Annotated in this window: 16 protein-coding genes and 3 pseudogenes; 11 read left to right on the top strand and 8 right to left on the bottom strand. The window is 74.2% G+C overall.

What is annotated here, in order from left to right; translation table 11 throughout:
- Positions 1 to 34: 34 nt before the first annotated feature.
- From ACGFX4_RS07245 to ACGFX4_RS07225, 5 genes are all read left to right on the top strand, one after another.
- The gene (locus tag ACGFX4_RS07245) at positions 35 to 1,780 is read left to right on the top strand and encodes an RNA ligase family protein (RefSeq protein WP_393070984.1); all 1,746 of its coding nucleotides are present in this window, start codon (positions 35 to 37) and stop codon (positions 1,778 to 1,780) included.
- Positions 1,780 to 4,656 (top strand): poly(A) polymerase, encoded by a 2,877-nt coding sequence (locus tag ACGFX4_RS07240; RefSeq protein ID WP_393070983.1) that lies wholly within the window; start codon positions 1,780 to 1,782, stop codon positions 4,654 to 4,656. The genes ACGFX4_RS07245 and ACGFX4_RS07240 overlap by 1 nt, the downstream gene beginning before the upstream one ends.
- A 13-nt stretch (positions 4,657 to 4,669) precedes the next feature.
- On the top strand, positions 4,670 to 4,837 hold the full coding sequence (locus tag ACGFX4_RS07235; RefSeq protein ID WP_393070982.1) for a hypothetical protein: 168 nt from the start codon (positions 4,670 to 4,672) through the stop codon (positions 4,835 to 4,837).
- Between the two features lie 153 nt (positions 4,838 to 4,990).
- Positions 4,991 to 6,913 carry a lamin tail domain-containing protein gene (locus ACGFX4_RS07230; protein WP_393070981.1) on the top strand — a complete coding sequence of 641 codons (1,923 nt, stop codon included), beginning with the start codon at positions 4,991 to 4,993 and terminating at the stop codon, positions 6,911 to 6,913.
- A 121-nt stretch (positions 6,914 to 7,034) separates the two neighbouring features.
- A complete protein-coding gene (locus ACGFX4_RS07225) occupies positions 7,035 to 7,871 on the top strand; it encodes an NPP1 family protein (protein ID WP_393070980.1) in 837 nt (278 codons plus the stop codon).
- Between the two features lie 44 nt (positions 7,872 to 7,915).
- Here the strand turns inward: ACGFX4_RS07225 and ACGFX4_RS07220 are convergent, their stop codons facing one another.
- Positions 7,916 to 8,605, bottom strand: a complete 690-nt coding sequence (locus tag ACGFX4_RS07220) for an alpha/beta fold hydrolase (protein WP_393070979.1) — start codon at positions 8,603 to 8,605, stop codon at positions 7,916 to 7,918.
- Between the two features lie 101 nt (positions 8,606 to 8,706).
- Between ACGFX4_RS07220 and ACGFX4_RS07215 the strand changes: the two genes are divergently transcribed.
- On the top strand, positions 8,707 to 9,735 hold the full coding sequence (locus ACGFX4_RS07215; protein WP_393070978.1) for a helix-turn-helix transcriptional regulator: 1,029 nt from the start codon (positions 8,707 to 8,709) through the stop codon (positions 9,733 to 9,735).
- Positions 9,736 to 9,740: 5 nt separating this feature from the next.
- Here the strand turns inward: ACGFX4_RS07215 and ACGFX4_RS07210 are convergent, their stop codons facing one another.
- From ACGFX4_RS07210 to ACGFX4_RS07195, 4 genes and pseudogenes are all read right to left on the bottom strand, one after another.
- The gene (locus ACGFX4_RS07210; RefSeq protein ID WP_393070977.1) at positions 9,741 to 10,724 is read right to left on the bottom strand and encodes an aldo/keto reductase; all 984 of its coding nucleotides are present in this window, start codon (positions 10,722 to 10,724) and stop codon (positions 9,741 to 9,743) included.
- A 71-nt stretch (positions 10,725 to 10,795) separates the two neighbouring features.
- Complete coding sequence (locus tag ACGFX4_RS07205; protein ID WP_393070976.1) at positions 10,796 to 12,403, bottom strand: phospholipase; 1,608 nt, start codon at positions 12,401 to 12,403, stop codon at positions 10,796 to 10,798.
- A gap of 166 nt (positions 12,404 to 12,569) precedes the next feature.
- Positions 12,570 to 12,863 (bottom strand): annotated as a pseudogene (locus ACGFX4_RS07200) (M23 family metallopeptidase); the annotation flags it as partial.
- Positions 12,864 to 12,968: 105 nt separating this feature from the next.
- A pseudogene (locus tag ACGFX4_RS07195) lies at positions 12,969 to 13,202 on the bottom strand (peptidoglycan-binding protein); the annotation flags it as partial.
- 212 nt (positions 13,203 to 13,414) lie between these two features.
- On the opposite strand from ACGFX4_RS07195, the gene ACGFX4_RS07190 reads away from it, so the two are divergent.
- Positions 13,415 to 13,861, top strand: a complete 447-nt coding sequence (locus ACGFX4_RS07190) for a hypothetical protein (protein ID WP_393070975.1) — start codon at positions 13,415 to 13,417, stop codon at positions 13,859 to 13,861.
- A 22-nt stretch (positions 13,862 to 13,883) separates the two neighbouring features.
- Here the strand turns inward: ACGFX4_RS07190 and ACGFX4_RS07185 are convergent, their stop codons facing one another.
- Positions 13,884 to 15,575, bottom strand: a complete 1,692-nt coding sequence (locus tag ACGFX4_RS07185) for a discoidin domain-containing protein (protein WP_393070974.1) — start codon at positions 15,573 to 15,575, stop codon at positions 13,884 to 13,886.
- Between the two features lie 113 nt (positions 15,576 to 15,688).
- On the opposite strand from ACGFX4_RS07185, the pseudogene ACGFX4_RS07180 reads away from it, so the two are divergent.
- Positions 15,689 to 16,681, top strand: a pseudogene (locus tag ACGFX4_RS07180) (GNAT family N-acetyltransferase); the annotation flags it as partial.
- 42 nt (positions 16,682 to 16,723) lie between these two features.
- Positions 16,724 to 17,173, top strand: a complete 450-nt coding sequence (locus ACGFX4_RS07175) for a VOC family protein (RefSeq protein WP_393071074.1) — start codon at positions 16,724 to 16,726, stop codon at positions 17,171 to 17,173.
- Between the two features lie 9 nt (positions 17,174 to 17,182).
- Here ACGFX4_RS07175 and ACGFX4_RS07170 read toward each other — a convergent pair whose 3' ends face one another.
- Positions 17,183 to 18,025 (bottom strand): hypothetical protein, encoded by an 843-nt coding sequence (locus tag ACGFX4_RS07170; RefSeq protein ID WP_393070973.1) that lies wholly within the window; start codon positions 18,023 to 18,025, stop codon positions 17,183 to 17,185.
- A 122-nt stretch (positions 18,026 to 18,147) separates the two neighbouring features.
- Positions 18,148 to 18,450, bottom strand: coding sequence for a putative quinol monooxygenase (locus ACGFX4_RS07165; protein WP_393070972.1), 303 nt, complete (start codon positions 18,448 to 18,450; stop codon positions 18,148 to 18,150).
- 119 nt (positions 18,451 to 18,569) lie between these two features.
- On the opposite strand from ACGFX4_RS07165, the gene ACGFX4_RS07160 reads away from it, so the two are divergent.
- Entirely contained in the window at positions 18,570 to 19,928 is a 1,359-nt protein-coding gene (locus ACGFX4_RS07160; RefSeq protein WP_393070971.1) for a hypothetical protein, read from the top strand.
- Between the two features lie 31 nt (positions 19,929 to 19,959).
- Positions 19,960 to 20,400, top strand: a complete 441-nt coding sequence (locus tag ACGFX4_RS07155) for a hypothetical protein (protein ID WP_393070970.1) — start codon at positions 19,960 to 19,962, stop codon at positions 20,398 to 20,400.
- Positions 20,401 to 20,409: the final 9 nt, after the last annotated feature.

The following is a 20,409-nucleotide window of genomic DNA, read 5'->3' as shown; positions in this document are numbered from 1 at the left end:
CGGGGTCCCCGTCACCCCTGGTCAGGAGCGAATCATGCGTGTGTCCTATCCGCGGACGCCGCACCTGCCCTGGTCCCCGGGTGCGTCGGCGGACGATGTCCGCTCGGGCGGGCTGGAGGGGTTGCGCGGCCGGGAGGTCGTGGTCACCGAGAAGCTCGACGGCGAGAACACCACGCTCTACCGGGACGGCCTGCACGCCCGTTCGCTGGATTCGGGTCACCATCCGTCCCGGGCCTGGGTGAAGGGTCTGCAGGGCCGGATCGGCCCGGCGGTGCCGGCCGGGTGGCGGGTGTGCGGGGAGAACCTGTTCGCCCGTCACTCGCTCGCCTACCACCGCCTGGACAGCTGGTTCTACGGTTTCTCGGTCTGGGACGACGCGGACCGCTGTCTCGGCTGGGACGAGACGGTGCGCTTCCTGCGCCGCCTCGGCGTCCCCGCGCCGCGGGTGCTGTGGCGCGGTGTCTTCGACGAGAAGGCCCTGCGCGCGTTGCGCTTCGACACCTCGCAGGTCGAGGGGTACGTCGTCCGTACGGCCGAGGGTTTCCCCCGCGAGGACTTCGGGCTGCGGGTCGCGAAGTGGGTGCGGCCGCAGCACGTGCAGACCGACACCCACTGGATGCACGCCGCCGTCGTGCCGAACGGGCTCGGCCCGGCGGCCGCTCTGTGGGCGGTGCGTTCGGGCGCGCCCGTCGAGCTGCCGGCCGTGCTGGCCGCGGCCGGGCTGGATCCGGAGCGGGCGCCGGCCGCCGAGGCGGCCGTGGCCGATCTGACGGCCCGTCTCGACGTGCTGGGCCGGCGCGGTGACGCCCGGTTGGCCGGGGTGCTGGCGGCGGCCCTGCCGGGCAGCAACCGGGCCGCGCTGGCGGCGCGGCTCGCCGGGCCGCTCGGGATGCCGCTCGCCCGCCGGGTCGTCGACCTGGTCGGCCTGCACCCGGTGCTGCAGCGCCCGTACCCGGACGAGGACCGCCGGGCGGGCCTGGTGCGGTTGGCGCCGGCGGCGGATCTCGGGGTGCTGCACGCGGTGGCCGCCGCCGTGACCGCCGACCGGACCGACGGGGAGGCGGCGGACGCCCGCGAGCAGGTCGAGTGGTCGGCGGCGCACGCCGAGGACGCCGGTCTGCTCGGTGAGGAGCCGCTGGCCGAGCTGCGGACCGGCCTCCGTTCGGCGCTCGCCGGCCTCGCCCCGGACGCCGCCGACCGCTGCTGGGCCGAGGCCCGGGAGGCGTTCGCGCTCGGCCGGGTGAGCGGGGTGGACGACGCGGTGGCGGCGACCTGGCGGTGGCGTTCGGGCGGTTTCCCGCAGCTGGTGCAGCTGGTCGGCCCGTCCGGCAGCGGCAAGAGCGTGTTCTGCGCCGACCTGCCCGGGGTGGCGGCGCGGGTCTCGCTGGACGGGCTGCGCGAGGAGCGCGGTGACCGCGGCGACCAGCGGGCCAACGCGGACGTGCTGCGCGAGGGCCTGGACCGGCTGGACGCCGCGCTCGCCCGCGGCGGGACGGTGGTGTGGGACGCCACCTCGCTCAACCGGCAGCAGCGCTCGCTCGCCCTGGGCATCGCGCAGCGCCGCGACGCGCTGGTCACCCAGGTGGTGTTCCTGGTCGGCGAGGAGGAGCTGGCGCGGCGCAACGGGGTGCGGCCGCACCCGGTGCCGGCCGGGGTGCTCGCGACGCAGCTGCGCCGCTTCGGGCCGCCGTACGCGGGCGAGGCGCACCGCACCCGGTACGTGGGCGGGTCGGGCACGGTCGAGGACACGGCGGGCACGATCGGCGGGGAGGACTCCTGATGCGCACCAGCGAGCAGATCTACCACCGGGTGCGGTGGGACGCCCGGTTCGACCCGTCGCGGTTCGTCCTCATCGTTCAGCAGCGCGGGGCCGAGCCCAAGCGCGTCCCGCTGGACGGGTTCGCGCCGGGCGGGGACATTCCGTGGCACCGGGTGATGTCGGTGGAGGCGGACGGCGAGACCGTGTGGGACCGGGCCGCCGGGGTGGACCGGCTGGACACCTCCGCGGCCGGCCGGGCCGGCGACGGGCGGCGGCTGCACGCCCCGTTCTTCACCGCCCGCACCCCGCACGCCTGGGACGGCACCGCCTGGACGCCCAGCACCCCGGCCGGGCACCCGACCGGGTCGCCTGGCCGGGACGCCGTCCGCGTGGTCACCTGGAACACCCTGTGGGACCGCTACGACGGCGAGCGGATCGACACCGCGCGCCGCCGTCCGCTGCTGCTCGCCGCGCTGCGGCGCACGGACGCGGACGTGATCGCCCTGCAGGAGGTCGAGCCGGCCCTGGTCGACCTGCTGCTGCGCGAGCCGTGGCTGCGGGACGGCTGGACGGTCGGTACCGATCCGCGCGGGCGGGACGTGCCCGAGTGCGGGCTGCTGCTGCTCAGCCGGCTGCCCGTGCTGGAGGCGGGTCGGCACCGGCTGGGCCCGCACAAGGCGCTCGCCGCGGTCGTCGTCGACACCGCCGGCGGTCCGCTCACCGTCGCCGCCACCCACCTGACCAGCGACCACACGGAGGACGGACCGGCCCGCCGGCGGGCCGAACTGGCCCGGATCGCCGAGGGCCTGGCGGGCATCGAGGGCGACCTGGTGCTGGCCGGCGACTTCAACGACGGCCGCGGCGGCCCCGACGGCCCGGCCGCGCTGCTCGGACTGCTGGACGCCTGGAGCGCCGTGCACGGCGCCGGCGACGACACCCCCACCTTCGACCCGGCCGCCAATCCGCTGGCGGCCGTCTCCTCGCTCTCCGGCCGGGCCTCCCGGCTGGACCGCGTCCTGCTGCGGCCCGGCGGCCCGCAGGCCCGCACCGCCGTCCTGCTCGGCGACCGCCCGGACGCGGACGGCCTCCACCCGTCGGACCATTACGGTGTGCAGGTCGATCTGGGCCCCGGCGGGGCCGCACCGGGCGGCGTCTTCGACGTCGCGCCGTCGGTGCGCACCGCGCTCGCCTGGCTGCCGCCGGACGCGCTGTGGCCCGCGATCCAGGCGGTCCGCGCCGAGCACGACCCGCAGATCCACCGCTGGCCGCCGCACGTCAACGTGCTGTACGGCTTCGTGCCGGAGTCCGAGTTCGAGGCGGCCGCGCCGCTGCTCGCGGAGGCTGCCGCCGAGGTGGCCCCGTTCACCGCCCGGCTCGCCGGGGTGCGCAGCTTCCGGCACCGCGGCGACTCCACCGTGTGGCTCGACCCGGCCGCGGACGGCGCCGACCCGTGGCAGGCCCTGCACCGGGCGCTGCTGGACCGCTTCCCGCGCTGCCGGGGACGCTCCGAGGGTTTCACCCCGCACCTGAGCCTGGGCCGCACCGGCGACCCGCACCGGCTCGCCGCCGAGTGCGCAGCGCGGCTGCCCGCCGCCGAGGTGCCGGTCGGCGAACTGGTGCTGCTCTCGCGGCGCGGCGAGGAGCCGATGCGGCCGCGCGCCGTCCTCGCCCTCGGCACCGGCGAGCTCCGCCGGCTGCCCGAGACCGCCGCGTCCGTGCCCGTGCCCGGAGCGCTTGACGCAGCACCCGCGTCCCTACCCGGCGCACCGAACGCCGCACCCGGTGCATCGGACGCGCTCGCCGGCCGTGTCACGCGGCGCCTGGCCGAGGCACTCGCCGAGGGCGTGCTGCACCTCGTCGGCTCGCGGCGGACGGGCTGCGCGCTGCCCGGCGCCGACCTGGACCTGGTGGCCGTGCTGCCGGGCGGACCCGACCCGGCGGCGCTCGCGGCGCGGGTGGCGGCGGCGCTGCCGCGGGCCGTCCGGCTGCGGCAGGTGGTCGGCGCCCGGGTGCCGGGGCTGCGCTTCGACGTCGACGGTCTCGCCGTCGACCTGGCGGTCGTGGCCACGGGGACGCTCGACCCCGCCGAGGCGGTCGCCCGCCGGGCCGAGCTCGGCGAGGCGGCGGCGGTGGCGCTGAGCGCCGTGTCCGACGCGGACGCGCTGCTGGCCGCGGTCGGGCCGCGCCACGCGGCGTTCGCCGCGCTGGCGCGCGAGGTCAAGGCGTGGGCGAAGGCCCGCGGGCTGGACTCGGCGCCGTTCGGCGGCCTGCCCGGCCTCGCCTGGTCGGTCCTGGCCGCCCGGACGGTCGTCGACGCGCCGGACCTCGACGGCGCCGACCTGCTGCGCCACTTCTTCGGCAGCTGGGCGGCGTGGGACTGGCGCGAGCCGGTCGGCCCGCCCGCCACCTCCCCGGCGGGGCCGGTGACCGTCGCCACCCCGACCGCCCCCGTCCGCTCCTGCACCGCCCAGGTCACCGCCGGCGGGCGGGACCTGCTCGGCCACGAGCTCTACCGCGCCTGGGAGATCCTCGAATCCGGCGACGACGCCACCGACGCACTGCTCACCCCGCCGCCCCTGCACCGTCGGCACGCCGCCTGGGCGGTGCTCACGCTCCGCGCCGACGGCCCGGACGCGCTCGACGCCCTGCTCGGCCAGGTCCGCGGCCGGATCCGCGCGCTGGTCGCCGCCCTCGACGACGCCGGCGTCACCGACGCCCACGCCTGGCCGCACCCGTACGCCACCGGCCCCACCACCACCCACCTGGCCATCGGCCTCGGCCGCACCCCGCCCGACACCGACACCCTCGCTGGCCTCACCGCACCCTGGACCCGCGGCCTCCCCACCGGCGTCACCATCACCCTCCGCCCCGGCGGCGACGTCCCGACCCTCACCTGACCTGGACCACGCGATGATCGAGATCCTCGACAACCGGGAGCACGAGAACACGGCGTACGGCGACCTCATGGGATACGACGCCTACTACTGGGGCGCGCGGAAGCATGTGAGTTGGAGCGCCTGGAGCAACGAGGTGAGCCTGATCAATCTCGGTGACTTCGAGGGGAACGCAGCACCCTGACCGCGCCGCTCTGCCGCCCGCGTCTGTCGTTCCTGCGGGCAGCAGCCCGGATTCAGCCGGAGTACACGCGGTTTCCACGTTGCGTCGCCAGAGTTCCGCCTCGTGCCTACCTCACACTCGCGTGCCGGCGTCGCCTCCGTGTGCGCCGCAGCTTTGACGTTCTCTGGTCTGGTCGTCACCGGGATCATCGCCGCGCAGCCTGCTGCCGCCGCGGACCCGGCGGGGTTCCAGAACGTCCGGATCAACGAGCTCACTTCGAACGGCTCGGACACGGTGGAGCTGTTCAACGCCGGGTCGACGGCGGTGAGCATCAGCGGCTGGAAGATGTCCGACGACGGCTTCGCGCCGCAGTCGTTCAGCCCGTCGTCCACCACGATCGCGGCGGGCGGCTTCGTCACCTTCAACTCGCCCAAGGGGCTGGGTGACTCGGACAAGCTGGTGATCTACACGGCGGACGGGACGGTGGTCGACCGGGTCGACTGGGCCACCAACAACGCGAAGCCGGCGATGGCGCGCTGCGGCGGCGACGGTACGGGGGCGTGGGTGACCACGGTCTCGACGACGACGTTCGGCTCCGCGAACGCCTCGGGCTGCCCGGCGTCGGTCCCGGCGGCGAGCAAGGTGCGGATCAACGAGGTCACCTCCAACGGCTCGGACACGGTGGAGCTGTACAACGGCGGGACGAGCGCGGTCAGCATCGGCTCGTGGAAGTACGTCGACGGCGACACCGCGCACGCCGCGGTGACGGTCTCCTCCTCCTCGCCGAGCGCGACCAGCATCCCGGCGGGCGGCTACGTGACGTTCAACTCCACGCTGGGGCTGGGCGACAACGACTCGGTGTTCCTGCTGGACGGCAGCGGCAACACGGTCGACTCGGTGAGCTGGGCGACGGACGGCGCCAAGCCGTCGGACGAGCGGTGCGCCAACGGTACGGGCTGGTTCCGCACGGCGGTGACGGCGACGCTCGGCAGTGCCAACGACTGCACGGGCAGCGGTGGCGGTGGCGGCGGTCAGACCGGCCAACTGCTGGGCGGCGGCGGGTCGCTGACCAGCGGCTGCGCCCCGGAGGCACCGTCGGGTACGGGTTCGGCGCCGGTCGGCACGTCGGCGTGGCCGGGCGGGCTGGACGTGACGATCGCCGACAACGTCTGCGCGTTCACCACCTCGACCGGTCCGGAGGGCCGTGACCTGAGCGGTCTGGCGTTCGACCCGGCGAACCCGTCGGTGCTGTGGGCGGCGAAGAACAAGAACTGGCTGTACAAGCTGGTGAAGAGCGGCGGCAAGTGGGTGCCGGACGCGTCGTGGAGCGCGACGGGCAAGCAGATCCGCTTCGCGAGCGGCTCCGGCGAGCCGGACGCCGAGGGTCTGACGGTCGGCGCCAACGGCCACGTCTACGTGACGTCCGAGCGTGACAACACCAACAACACCGTCCCGAAGGACACGGTGATGGAGTTCGACCCGGCCGCCACGGGCACGACCCTGACGCCGGTCCACCAGTGGGACATGACCTCGCAGTTCCCGCAGCTGAACACCGGCAGCAAGGACGACGCCAACCTGGGCTTCGAGGGCGTCGGCTTCGTGCCGGACAGCTGGCTGACCGCGAACGGCTGGGTCGACCCGCTGACCGGCGCCGCGTACAACCCGGCGAACTACCCGCTGCACGGCTCGGGCCTGTTCTTCGCCGGCCTGGAGTGGGACGGCTCGCTGCACGTCTACGGCCTGAACTCCGACGGCACGTTCACCACCTTCGGCACCGTCGCGACGGGCAAGGCCTCGGTGATGGACGTGATGTACGACGCCGGGACCCAGCGCATCATCGCGACCTGCGACAACACCTGCGGTGAGACGCACACCCTGATGAAGGTCAACGCGAGCGGCGCGATCGTGCCGGACGTGACCTACACCAACCCGGCCGTCATGCCGGTCGACAACCTGGAGGGCTTCGCCCTCGCGCCGGCCTCGACCTGCGTCAACGGCTTCCGCGAGGCGGTCTGGAGCGACGACGGCATCTACGGCTTCGGCTCGGGCAGCTCCTCCTACGGCCACTCGGTGTACAGCGGCACCTTCCCCTGCTGATCGGGCTCCTGCCCGCGCCTGTTCCGCGGCCCGTCCGGTGGATTTCATCCCCCGGGCGGGCCGTTCGCCCTATGCTCCTTCGACAGTGTCCACGACAAGTGGTGTAGACCGAGGAGCGCAGATGACGAACTCCTTCCCGCAGCACCGCACTTCCCCCGACCGGCGACCCCGCGCCGCCCGCAGCCGTTCCACCCGCCGCCGGATCGGTACGGTGATCGGCGCGGCCGTCCTGCTGCTCGCCGTGCCCGGGGCGTCCGCCGAGGCCGAGTCGCTGCCCAACCTGCCGCAGAACGCGGGTGGTTACGAGGCCTCGTTCTCGCCGGCGTACGACTACGACACGGACGGCTGCTACGCGGTGTCGGCGATCGCGCCGGACGGCACGCTCAACCCGGGGCTGAACACCAGCGGTGCGATCAACGGGAGTTGCCACGACCAGTCGGACCTGGACCGGTCGCAGACCTATGCCCGCTCGAAGTGCAACAACGGCTGGTGCGCAATCGTGTACGCCAGCTACTTCGAGAAGGACCAGACGGTCGCCGGGTGCTGCGGCCACCGGCACGACTGGGAGCACGTCGTCTCCTGGGTGAACCAGGCGTCGAACCGGGTCGAGTACCTGACGGTGACCCAGCACAGCGGCCAGTCGACCTACCCGCGCTCCTCGGTGCGCTTCGACGGCACCCACCCCAAGGTGGTCTACCACAAGGACGGGCTGCCGGCCCTGACCCACCTGTTCCGGCTGGCCAACGCCAACGACGAGCCGCCGGAGAACCACTACCACACCTGGCGCCAGCCCCCGATCGTGGACTGGAACGGCTGGCCGAGCACCTGGCTGCGCGACCGGCTGAACAACGCCGACTTCGGCTCGGCCACCATCAAGACCACCGACAAGGACGACCGCTTCCGCAACCTGCTGAACGCCTCGAAGCCCGCCGGCATCCCGTTCGACCCCTGGGCCTGAACCGTCGGGGAGACAGGCCGTCGGGGCGACAGTCCGTCGGACCGTCAGGCCCGGGACGCCACCTCGCCGAGCAGCTTCGCGAGTTCGGTCGGCCTGCTGAACATCGGCCAGTGGCCGGAGTCGATGTCGACGAACTCGACCTGCTCGGCGGGGGCCAGCTCCGGGACGTCGCCCGCGGCGACCCAGGTGCGGGCCTGCTCGGCGGTGAACTCCGGGCAGATCACGGTCACCGGCACCCGGTGGCGGGCGGGGTCGTTCAGCCGGACGGTGCCCCGGGCGACCTTCTCGGGAACGGGGACGGCGTCGGCCGCGAGGCGCTCGCGCAGCTCCTCGTCGAGGTCGGCGCTGTCCGGGCCCGCGAACGGCTCCCATCCGGGGAAGGCCATCGCGCCGTCGCGCACCTCGAAGAGGTCGGCGTACGGGTGGCCGTCGCCGTACGGGAAGCCGCCGATCATGACGAGGTCGGCGATCCCCTCGGGGCGGGCGTCGGCCGCCATCCAGCCAAGGCTGCAGGCCGCCGAGTGGACGACCAGCAGGGGCTTGCCGGCCGAGGCGTCGACCGCGGCGACCACGGCCGCCACCTGGTCCTCCAGGGTGGCGGACGCGTTCCCGTCGCCCTGCCCGGGGAGGGTGAGCGGTCGCGGTCGGTGTCCGAGCTCCCGCAGGGCCGATACCACCGCGTCCCAGGCGGTCGAGCCGTCCAGCCACAGTCCGCCGATCAGCAGGATGTCCACAGCGCTACTCCGTTCCACGTGACTTGGTGTTCTTCCATGCTAGGAGCGATTCAGGACGATCGGCTTCCTGATTGCCGGGCCGTCCGCCTACGCTTGCCACTGTGGAGACCGGAACCAGCCCCACCGCCCGCGCGCTGCGCACGCTGGAGATCCTGCGGACCCGCCCGGGCACGACGGCGGAGCAGTTGGCCGAGCGGCTCGGGGTGACCGACCGGGCGGCCCGGCGGTACGTCGCGATCCTCCGGGAGGCGGGGATCCCGGTGGAGTCGGAGCGCGGCCCGCACGGCGGGTACCGGCTGCGGCGCGGGACGCGGCTGGCGCCGGTGAGCTTCACCCAGAGCGAGGCGCTCGGCCTGGTGATGGCGGTGCTGGACGCGCGGCCCGGTGCCACCGGTCCGGACGATCCGGTCGGCGCGGCGCTGGGCAAGGTGGTCCAGGTGCTGCCGGAGGAGGTCGGGCGGCAGGCGGCGGCGCTGCGCGAGCACGCCGCGGCGGCACCCGATCCGTACCCGGCGCACGCCGATCCGGCCGTCACCAGTGCGCTGGTGGATGCGATCGCGTCCCGCCGCCGGGTGGTGGTGACGTACCGCAGCGAGGCGGGCAACGAGTGGCGGGCGGAGGTGGATCCGTGGGCGGTGGTGGTCCGGCGGGCCCGCTGGTACCTGCTCTGCCACTCGCACCGCTCGGACGCGGTGCGCACCTACCGGATCGACCGGGTGCTGGCCGTCGAGGAGACCTCGGCCGGGTTCCGGATGCCGGAGGACCTCGATCCGGTGGCGGTGCTGGAGGAGAACCTGGGCTCGGGGTGGGCCTTCCCGACCCGGGTGGTCTTCGACGCGCCGCTGGAGCGGGTCGCGCCGTGGGTCGGGCCGTCGATGGGCCGGCTCACGGCAGCAGAGGGCGGGCGCTGCCTGCTCGTCGGCAGCACCCGCAATCCGGCGATGTACGCGCAGGAGTGGCTGGCGTCGGTCCCGTTCGGGTACCGGGTGGAGGGCGGCCCGGAGCTGCGCGAGGCGGTCGCCGTGCTGGCGGCCCGCCTCCGCGCGGCCCTGACCGAGACCCCGGCCGACCCCCTGACCGAGGCTTCGGCCGGGACCCCGGCCGGGACCCCGCCCGAGGAGGCGCCGTAGCGGCGTCAGCCCCGGAGCAGGGATTCCACCTCGGCGAACTCGCTCGGGGTGAGCGGGGACCGGACGGCGAGGTTCTCCTCGACCTGGGCGACGGTGCGGCAGCCGGGGATCGGGACGACGGCGTCCGTGCGGGCGAGGAGCCAGGCGAGGGCTCCCTGGGCGAGGGTGCGGCCGCCGGAGGTCAGGACCTCGCGGACGGCGTCGATCCGGGAGAGGTGCTCGGCGCTGCCGGTGCCGTCCTTGCCGAAGTAGGGGATCCACTGGTGGCCCTGGGAGCGGACGTCGTCGGCGGCCACCCGGCGGCCGTCGTGGTACTTGCCGGAGAGCAGGCCCATCGCGAGGGGGCCGCGGGCGATGGAGGCGAGGCCGAGGGACTCGACCACGGCGACCATCCCGGCCGCCGGGTTGAGCACGGAGAAGTCGTGCTGGACGGCGGCGCAGTGCGGGGCCTTCGCGGCGAAGCCCTCGGCGCTCGCGGGGTTGTCGGTGGACCAGGCGTAGGCGCGGATCTTGCCCGCGGCGACCAGGCCTTCGAGGGTGTCGACCAGGTCGAGGGCGGCGGACAGCGGGGCGTCGGAGATGTGGAACTGGTAGAGGTCGACGTAGTCGGTGCCGAGGCGGCGGAGGCTGTCGTCGATCGCGGTGCGCAGGTAGCCGGGGGTGGCGTCCTGGCCGGTGGCCTCGCCGGTGGCTTCGTCGAAGGTGTTGCCCCACTTGGTGGCGATCACCACCTGGTCGCGGCGGCCGGCGAAGGCCCGGCCGAGGACGGTCTCGCTGTGGCCCGCGCCGTAGTTGCTCGCGGTGTCGAAGAAGGTCGCGCCGAGGTCGAAGGCGCGGTGCAGGGCGGCGGTCGACTCGGTGTCGTCCACCGCCCCCCACCCGAACTGCTCGCCTCCGGCGTGCAGTGGGCCGCCGATGGCCCAGCAGCCCACGCCGATCGGGCTGACCTCGATACCGCTGTTGCCGAGTGTGCGTGTCGCTCCGGTCATGCGGACCAATCTGGCACCTGGAGCGCGCTCCAGGTCAAGGGGCGAAAGGCGGACGGCGTCGAGCGGCCGACTCAGGCGTTGCAGACGCCCGTCGCCCAGTCGACGGTCGCGGTGGGCTGCGACCAGCGCCACTCGGGTGCGAGCAGCTCGCCGTCCAGCTGCGCCGCGGCCGCGCGGTCCTCGACGACGTACCCGAAGTCCTGCAGCCACGCCGGGTACAGGTTCTTGGAGCCGATGTAGAACGCGGAGCCGTCGACCGCGACGAGCTTGTGGTGCAGCGCGTACGGGTGCCCGTCGGCCCAGGTGGCGGCCGGCGCGGCGCGGAAGGTGGCGATCTGGAGGTTGCCGCACAGCGCGGCGCGCGCCTTGGCGGGGTCGCCGGTGGCGGCGAGCAGTTCGGCCTTGAGCAGGTCGCTGATCTCGGCGAGCGACTTGATCTGCGAGTAGCCGCCGCTGCCGACGGCGCCGCGGTTGGCGGGGTCGCTGACCACGATCCGCACCTTGACGCCGGCGGCGAGCTTGGCGGCGAGCAGCCCGTACAGCCGGGTGTCGTGGCGGGGCAGCGGCGGGCAGGTGCCGTTCATGTCCTGCTGGGAGATCTCGATGTGGCCGGTGGCGGAGGCGACCAGGGCACGGAGGGCGTTCTCCTCGGGGTTGACCGTCTCGTAGTCGCGGTCGGCGTTGGTGTTGTCGTGCAGGGCGACCGGTCCGCACTTGGCGGTGGTGGCGCCGGTGGCGGGCGCCGCGCGGTACGGGGAGCGCGGGTCCTTGGCCTTGATGCCGACGCCGAGTCCGCCGACGGCGATCACCGGGATGCCGCCGACGGGGGGTGCGGCGGGGTTGAGGTCGCGTTCGAGGGCGGGCCGGCAGCCGGCGCCGTCGCTCGCGGCGAACCAGGCGTTGTCGAGGATGCCGGTGTGGCCGCAGGTCCACTCCCAGAGGGTGTCCAGGTAGTGGGCGGCGGAGCCGGCGGCCGGTCCGCTGAGGGCGAGGTCGACGTCGCTGACGGGGTGGGCGGTGTCGAGGTAGTCGTCCTTCCACCCGTTGATGCCGCCGGCGATCACGTGCTGTCCGTCGACGACGAGCAGCTTGGAGTGGTTCCAGGAGAAGGCGGTGCGGGAGGTGGTCATCGAGGCGACGGTGAGGCCGACCGAGCCGGCGGCGGTGCCGAGCCGGGAGAGCAGTTCGTCGCGGTAGCGGGAGGGCAGGACGTTGGCGTTGTAGAGCGGCGCGGCGCCGACCAGGATCCGGACCTGCGGGCGGTGCCCGGCGGCGACGGCGGCCTTGAGGCCGTCGATCAGGGCGTCCTCGAACCCGCCGTTGGGGAAGGGCGCGAGGGTGGAGACGTCCACGGTGCGGGTGGCGGCCGCGACGGTGGTGCGCATCCAGTCGAGCAGGGCGCGGGTTCCGGGGCGGTCGGTGCAGGCGGCGTCGCCCCAGCAGCCGGGTGTCTGCAGCAGCCAGCCGGCCGGGTCGAGCGCGTTTCCGTCGGTGCGTTCCCAGACGGTGCCTTCCAGTCCCGGTGACACCTCGCGCAGTGCGCGTTCGACGGCGTCGAGGTGGGCCGTGCCGCTGTCCGCCGCGTGGGCGGGCAGGGGGGTGGCGAGGGTGAGCAGGGAGGCGACGGCGGCGGCGGCGAGGACGGACCTCGACGCACGGCGGGGCCGGGAGAAGCGCACGGGTGGTTCCTTCGGGACATGACGGGTGATCGCCCCTTGCGGGGCCGATCAGAGCATTACCCGAAAGTAACTTGATGTCCATTCAGAGCATGACAACCAGTCACCCGGCCGAATCTCCCCCTGCCGACCGGCCCCCGCCGACCGGCGGGGGCCGGAGCCGTACCGGCTACCAGACCGGTGGGACGTCGCTGCCGTAGCCGCCGCCCGCCGGCCGCTTCTCGAAGTGGAGGTGCGGGCCGGTGGTGTTCCCGGTGTGGCCGACCAGGGCGAGGGCCTGGCCCGCGCCGACGCCGGCACCGGTGCCGACGCCGCGGGAGGACAGGTGGCAGTACCAGAAGTCCGAGCCGTTGGAGCGCAGCACCAGGTAGTTGCCGTACCCGTCCGCGTCGAAGCCCGTCTCGCTGACCACGCCGTCCAGCACCGCGACGCAGGTGGTGCCCTCGTCGGCGGCGTAGTCGGCGCCGGTGTGGTGGCCGGCCTTCCACGAGCCCGGGATGCCGTAACTCGTGGTGACGCCGTGCCCGGGCACCGGGGATCCGACCCCGTTCGGAACCGGCCCGCTCGCCGGAACCCTCAACCGGTCCCAGGAGGTCTGCCCCGGGATGCCGTCCGCATCCTGGCCCTGGAAGCCGAGCTTCTGCTGCCAGGCGGAGTACGAGTTGCGGTCCGCGTCGCTCCACTCCGGTCCAGGTCCGACCTGGTAGCGGCTGCATCCCTCCTCGACCAGCCGCCGGCCCATCGCGGTGATGATCGGACTCGTCTGCCCGTTGTGGAAGAACCCCGCTCCGGGGAATGGCTGCAGTGCCATGACCGTCTCCCTCTTTCGTGGCCCGGGGCCGCCCCGACCCTTCCACCGTGGGCCCGCACCGCCGCCGCGTCAACGCGGGGCGGCCGGTACGTCTCGGTGGGCCCCGGGTGACACAAAGTTGCCCGTCGGAAGGGGTGTTGCCCGCCGCCTCGGGCGCGGAGACTGGTGACTGTGGGGCATCCCGGCACCAGGAGGCGATCCCCATGAACACAGCATCCGCCCGGTCCTCGCCCACGCTCCGTCACGTCTGGCGGGCGACCGTGGTCGCGGCGGCCGCCCTCGCGACGGCCACCGCGATCGGCACCGCCGCCCCCGTCAGCGCGCAGGCCGCGACCACGAGCAGTGTCGTGTCGGCCTGGACCAGCGACGGCTGGGGCGGCGGCACCGTGGTCAGCAGCCCCGCGGGCATCAACTGCCACCAGACCGCGTGGGACCCGTACGACGGCTCCGACACCTGGCAGTCGGCCCCGACCGGGCCCTGCGAGGCGTCCTTCCCGGTCGGCACGGTGGTCACCTTCACGGCGACGCCGGACCCCGGGTCGTACGTCAACTACGGGCCCGACCCGACCAGCCTGACCGTCCGGGTCGGGTACAACGCGACCTACGTGATGTTCTGTCCGACGGACAACCTCTGCTCCGCCTGGTACTGAGCGGTCACCGACCGGGCGACCGTCAGTTCTCCCACACCTGGAGGTCCGCGACCTGCCCGGCCGGCCAGCCGGTGTTCGCGGTGAACACCAGGCGCAGGTACCGGACGCTCGGCGCCGCGGGCAGCGCGATCGTCGCGCTGTTGCCGCTCGCCGGGTCGAAGCGGTACCCGGCGGGCGCGAGCAGCCGGGTGAAGGCGGTGCCGTCGGTGCTGCCCTGGACCTCCACGGTCTGGGTGCGGGCGCCCCACGCGGCCGGCGGCGGCACCGAGAGCACGATCCGGCGCACCGCGTACGCCGAGCCGAGGTCGGTCTGCAGCCACTGCGGGAAGGCGTTGTTGACGCTCTCCCAGTAGCTGTTGGGGTCGCCGTCGACCGCGTTGCCGGACCCGTAGACCTGGGTGTGGCTGCTCTCCGAGGTCGGCCGGCGCAGCGCGAGGTTGACCGGGACGGGCGGCGGGGTGGTGCCGCCGGGCATCGGCACGGTGGGGCGGGCGGAGGTGACCGGGGCCTGACCCTTGAGCATCCGGCCGCCGTCGCCGGTCAGGCGCAGGTAGTAGTCGGACGAGCACGCGGTGCCGTCCTCGTCGAGGCCGAGCAGGCCGGATCCGGCGGGGATCCAGGCCTGGGACTCGGCGGTCTTGGCGATCTGGTTGCCCTCGTTGTACTCGTCGAACATCGAGATGTACACACTGGGCACGCCGGCCCGCGCCATGTTCCAGAACTGCCGCCACATGAAGTCGCCGTGGGCGCGCTGCCGGTCGCCGACGCCGCCGGGCAGCACGCACGGCTGGTAGTCGATGCCGCGCGCGGTGCACTCGGCAAGGTCGGGCACGGTGGCGACGTTGTAGAAGTTGTCGGCGTCCCCGGCGTTGCCGATCCGGCCGACCATCCAGGGCGAGAGCATGTCGAAGGCGTGGTAGACGTCGGCGAAGCCGGGCCGGGAGTCCCGGTCGCCGGTGCGCCACCAGGTGGGCACCCCGCCGATCACGTAACAGCCCTGCGCCTTGAACCAGTTGACCACGTCCAGGCAGGCCGCCGGGGTGAACGGGCGCTGGTTGTCGTTGAAGCCGAAGCCCCAGATGCACACCACCGGCTTGCCGTTCTGCCGGGCGTAGGCGGGCGAGGCGGAGTGCGCCCGCATCTTCGTGGTCCAGTCGGTCTTGATGTCCGACTGCATGGTGAGCCAGTCGGAGACGTCGTACATGACGTAGAACTTGACGCCCTGCGACTCGGCGGCGCTGCGCACCTTGCCGGCCATCGCGTCGCGGGTCGGGCCCTCGCCGCCGGTCGGGTTGAAGCGCTGCAGGGCGGCGGCGTCGATGCCGTACTGCTTCATCCAGCGGAAGTGCAGGTCGACGGTGGCCTGGTCGTAGGAGGAGAACAGCGCGGCCGGCTGCCCGTTGCCGAGCGCGGGGAAGGCGGTGCGGTAGGTCGCCGGGTACTCGCGCACGTCCGGCCAGGCGACGATCGAGCTGTTGGACGGCGACGGGGACTGGCCCCAGTTGCGCGCCCAGTGCCACCAGCCGTTGATCGGCGCGCCGTCGCCGGGGCAGGCGAACCAGCCCTGGTACCCGACCGTCACCTTGCCCACCACGTCGCCCGGCGCGCTCGCCGCCGCCGCGGACGTGGCCGTGGCCGCCTCGCCGAGGCCCACCACCCCGGCCACTCCCGCCGCCGTGGCCGCCTGCAGGAACACCCGCCGTGTCACACCCATACCGAAATCCCTCCGTGCGCTCGACCGTTCAGGGGCACAGCGGACCTGAGGGCACGTCAGTGACGCGGTCCGACCAGCGGGAGCGTAACGATCCGGATCCATGACAGCAATACATGCGACACATTCCGCAAATTGCTGACACCTTGACAGCAAAAACCAGCCGCCCAGCCAGGCCGGCGGTCCGCCAGGGGGACAAACCGGTAGCAGCGCCCGGTGCGCTCGTGTTGAATCGCCGGGTGAGCCACGTCGCCAACCTCATGCTGTCCGTCGACTCCTCGGACCGTCGCACCGCCGAAGCGCTCAGCCGCTGGCTGCAGTCCGACGCCCCCAAGCGCGGCTTCGGGCCGGGCGCCACCGGGTACGTCGGCGCGCTCGGCGAGACCACCGACCGCGACACCCGCTGGGGCGGCAGCAAGTACCCCGAGTGCGACGTGTACGCCGGTGCGCTCAACCACGCCGACCTGCCCGGCCTGCTCGCGTACGTCGAGCACCTGCCCTGGCGGCGCCCGGAGTTCGTGCAGCTCTTCCTGAAGGACCAGGAGGAGGAGTACTTCCGGGTGTGGATGTTCCACGGGCCGGCACTGCGCCAACTCGCCCCCGAGCGGCTGGAGGACGAAACCTGGCCGGACGGCGGCCCCTCCGACGTCGACACCCGCTTCGCGCTCGCCGCCGACGCCGAGGTGCTCGGCGACATGGTCGTGGAAGCAGTCAACTGGGAACCCGGCCGCGACGCCTCCCGCGAGGACGTGCTCGCCGACCCGCGCAACGCCCGCTACGTCACCGGCTGGCCGCGCCGCGGCGACCTCGGCCTGGTCGCCGAGACCACCTGGGGACGCGAGGGCACCGAGCCGTTCCCGGTCGGCGCCGCCTGGCTGCGCCGCTTCACCGCGGACGAACCCGGCTACGGCTTCGTCGCCCCCGACGTCCCGGAGCTGAGCATCGCCGTCGCCGCGCCGGAACGCGGCAAGGGCCTCGGCGGCGTCCTGCTCGGCCGGCTCCTGCGCCTGGCCGCGGAGTCCGGCGTCGAACGGGTCTCGCTGAGCGTGGAACGCGACAACCCGGCCCGGCGGCTCTACGAGCGCCACGGCTTCCGGCTGCACGCGGACCCCGAGGGCGAAGCGGCCGTCACCGGCGAGGCGTCCGTCACCATGGTCGCCGACCTCCGCACCCGCCCCGCGGCGGCGTCCCCGGCCCGCCCGGTCCACGGCTCGCCGCACCACGTCGAGCTCTGGGTCCCCGACCTCGACCGGGCCGCCGCCGGCTTCGGCTGGCTCCTGGAGACCCTCGGCTGGACCCCGTTCCAGCACTGGGACGCGGGCCGCAGCTGGCGCCTCGGCACCACCTACCTGGTCGTCGAGCAGTCCCCCGCCCTCACCGCGACCCGCCACGACCGCTGCCGCCCGGGCCTCAACCACCTCGCCCTGCACGTCCGGGACCGCCCCGCGCTCGACGCCCTGGTCGCCGAGGCGCCCCGGCACGGCTGGACCCTGCTCTTCCCCGACCGTCACCCGCACGCCGGCGGCCCGGACACCTACGCCGCCTACCTGGAGAACCCGGACGGCTTCGAGGTGGAACTCGTCGCGGACGACCCCGCATGACCCGCACCCTCAGGGCCGTTCGAAGTGCTGGAGCACACCCCCGACGGAGAAGCACAGGGCGCCGGCGAGGGTGCCCCAGTTGGCGACGTCGGCGCTGACCAGGCTGTCGGTCGCGGGCCGGGTGTAGGCGGCGACGGCCGAGACCATGAAGAGGACCGAGCCGAGCTGGTTGACGGCGACGATCCACCAGCCGAGGCTGCGCGGCAGGACGCGGAACCGGCCGTGGCAGACCTCGACGAAGCCCAGGTGCCCGGAGATCAGGAACAGCACGCAGCCGATCACGTCGGGGGTCCAGATCAGCCGGTTGACCTGCTGGACGCTCAGCCCCTGCAGGAAGGAGTCCAGCAGGTTGATGCCGAACACCAGCGTGCCGGTGAACAGGACGAACGCGCTCAGCCAGTCGATCCGGGTCGGCTCGTAGCTCCACCAGCGCCACCGCGGGGTGTGCAGCCGCCCCTCGCCGCCGGGCTCGTGACGGGGCGCGTTGACGACCTGGAGCAGTGAGACGTAGCCGCCGGTGTTGAAGAACAGCCCGCCGACGAAGTAGATCGTGGCGGCCGTGGTGGCGTCGCCGGAGCCGAACTGGGCGACGGCGGCGCCGGCCGCGAACAGGGCGCCGCCGATGACGAAGGCGGTGGCGGCGATGGCGTTCAGCCTGCGCAGCCGCGCGATCGCCACCTCGTCCGCGCTCGCGTGCCGCCCGGCGGGCGCGCCGGGCCGGTGGACGGCCATGACGCCCCGCCGCCGGGCGAGCCGTGACTCCCAGACGGCGGTGCCGCCGCCGGGCGGGTGCCAGGTGAGCCGGGTGGTGAACGGTCCCGCGCCTTCTGCGTGCTGCTCTGGCTCTCCCACGCGGCGACCCTAGACCGCCCGCCCGGCCATCGGCCGGACGAAACGCCGCAAACCGGTCGAACACGGCAAGCCGACACGCCGACCGGAACGCCACGCCACCCGACAGGCCGGCCGGGACGGCGTCAGGCCACCGGCGCGGCCTCGAGCTCCAGCACCTGCGCCGGGCCCGCGCGGAACGCCGGGGCGGCCGCGTCCGCCGCCACCATGTGCGGCGTGACGTCGTGCGCGGCCAGCGCCTCCCGCGACGCCCAGAGCTCCGCGAGCACGAACCGGTCCGGGTCGCCCACCACCCGGTGCAGGTCGTACTGCAGGCACCCGTCCTCGGCGCGCACGATCGGCGCGAGCCGCTCGAACGCGTCGACCTGCTCCTGGCCGCGGCCCGGCTGAGTGGTGATCAGGATCTGAAGTCGTATCGGCTGAGACATGCCCGCGAGCGTAGATCACCTCGCCCGCGCGGGGCACCGGGGTCTCACCACGCAAACACCTTGATCGGGCGGACCGGGCCCGGTGATGATCGAGCCGCTGGACGACCGAGGGAGGGGTCTTGACGACGGAGCGGCCGCCGAGTTCCTGGAGCGACACCGAGAAGCGCCTGTGGCGGGCGTACCGCCGCGGCGAACGGCTCGATCTGCGAGCGGGCGACGCGCGGCTCGACGACCCGTCACGGACGGCCGACTGGCCGGCCGATCGGACGGTCCGGGCCGACGCGCTCGCCCTGCTGCTGCTCCACGGGCCGCAGCCCGAACCGGGTCGCTCCTGCCGGCTGGACCTCCTCGGCGCCCGGGTCACCGGCCGCCTGGACCTCACCGGTGCGACCGTCGCCGTGCCCGTGAAGCTGATGGCCTGCGGCTTCGCCGAGCGCGTCGTGCTCGACTACGCCGAGGTCACCTGGTGGAACCTGGACGGCTCGCACCTGCCGGGCCTCGACGGCGAGGGCCTGCGGGTCGGCCTGTGGCTCGGCCTGCGCAACGGCACCGTCGCGGACGAACTGTGGCTGCACGACGCCCGGATCTCCGGCGGCCTGGACCTCAGCGGAACCACCCTGCGCGGGTCGGGCGGCTTCGCGCTGATGGGCAAGCAGATGACCGTCGACGGCGGCCTGCGGGCCCGGGGCCTGCGGGCAGCGGGCGAGCTCCGGCTCTCCCGCAGCCGGATCGGCGGCACCCTCGACCTGACCGGCGCCCGCCTCTCCCCCGCCACCGGCGCGGACGGCGCGGCCGACCTGGAGGACCTGCGCGCCCAACGGCTCCTCCTGGACCTCGACCCGTCCTCCCGCGGCACGGTCTCCCTGGCCGCGGCCGAGATCGGCACCCTCGTGGCCACCCCCGGGAGCTGGCCCGGGCGCTGCACCCTGGACCTCGCCGGGACGACGTTCACCGCCCTCGAACCCGTGGCGGACTGCCCGCCGCGCACCCGGCTCGACTGGCTGACCCGCCACGTGGCCGCCCCCTCCCCCGCCGTCCACGCCCGGGTCGCCGCCGCCTACCGGCAGGCCGGGCAGGAGCAGGCGGCCCGCACCGTCCTGATCCGTCAGGAACGTCTGCGCCACCGGTCGTTCGGGCCGGCCGGCCGGATCTGGGGGCTCCTGCTGGAGGCGGTCGTCGGCTTCGGCTACCGCCCGGCGCGGGCGCTGCTGTGGCTCGCCCTCCTGGTCGCCGCCGGGACGGCCTACTTCGGCCTGACCGGCCCGCCCCGCCCGGTCAACCCCGCCGGCGGGCCGACCTGGGATCCCCTCCTGTACGTGCTGGACCTGGTCGTCCCGTTCCTCGGCCTCGGCCAGCGAACGGCGTGGGATCCGGCCCACGCCGCGAAGGCCGTCGCCCTCTCCCTGACCGTCGCCGGCTGGGTCCTCGCCACCGCCGTGGCCGGCGGCGCGGCCCGCGTCCTGAACCGCAGCACCTGAGCCACCGGGCGGGTTGGGTAGGCTCGGGCGGGTGATCGATCACGGTGTCGCCCTGCCCCGCTACCGCCTGCACGTGGTGCCCGCCGTGGTGGCGCTGGCCAGTCCGGCGTGGCAGCGGGAGGTGTGGCTCGATCCGGCGGAGTTCGAGGACCTCGACCACATCGTGCACGTGCTCTTCGACGACTTCTGCGACGCGAGCGCTCCGCTGCCGTGGCTGGGGCAGTGCCTGCGCACCGAGCAGGAGGTCGAGCTGATGGCCCGGCTCGGCACCGCGTACACCATCGTCCAGGAGGAGGTCGGCGCGGACGCCCCCGACGTGGCGTACCTGGATTCGCCGCACTGGCCGGCCGTGGTCGCCGCCGCGGCCCGGCTGGCCCAGGTGCTGGTGGCCAACGACCACGCGGCGCTGAGCGGCCTGCACGACGCCGGCCACAGCTGGCCGTCCGGGCCCGCGGTGGCCTCCGGTTCCTGATCCGAGGGC

This window comes from Kitasatospora sp. NPDC048365 (assembly GCF_043200835.1).
GTDB lineage: Bacteria > Actinomycetota > Actinomycetes > Streptomycetales > Streptomycetaceae > Kitasatospora > Kitasatospora terrestris.
This window is presented reverse-complemented; position numbering and strand designations above follow the sequence as displayed.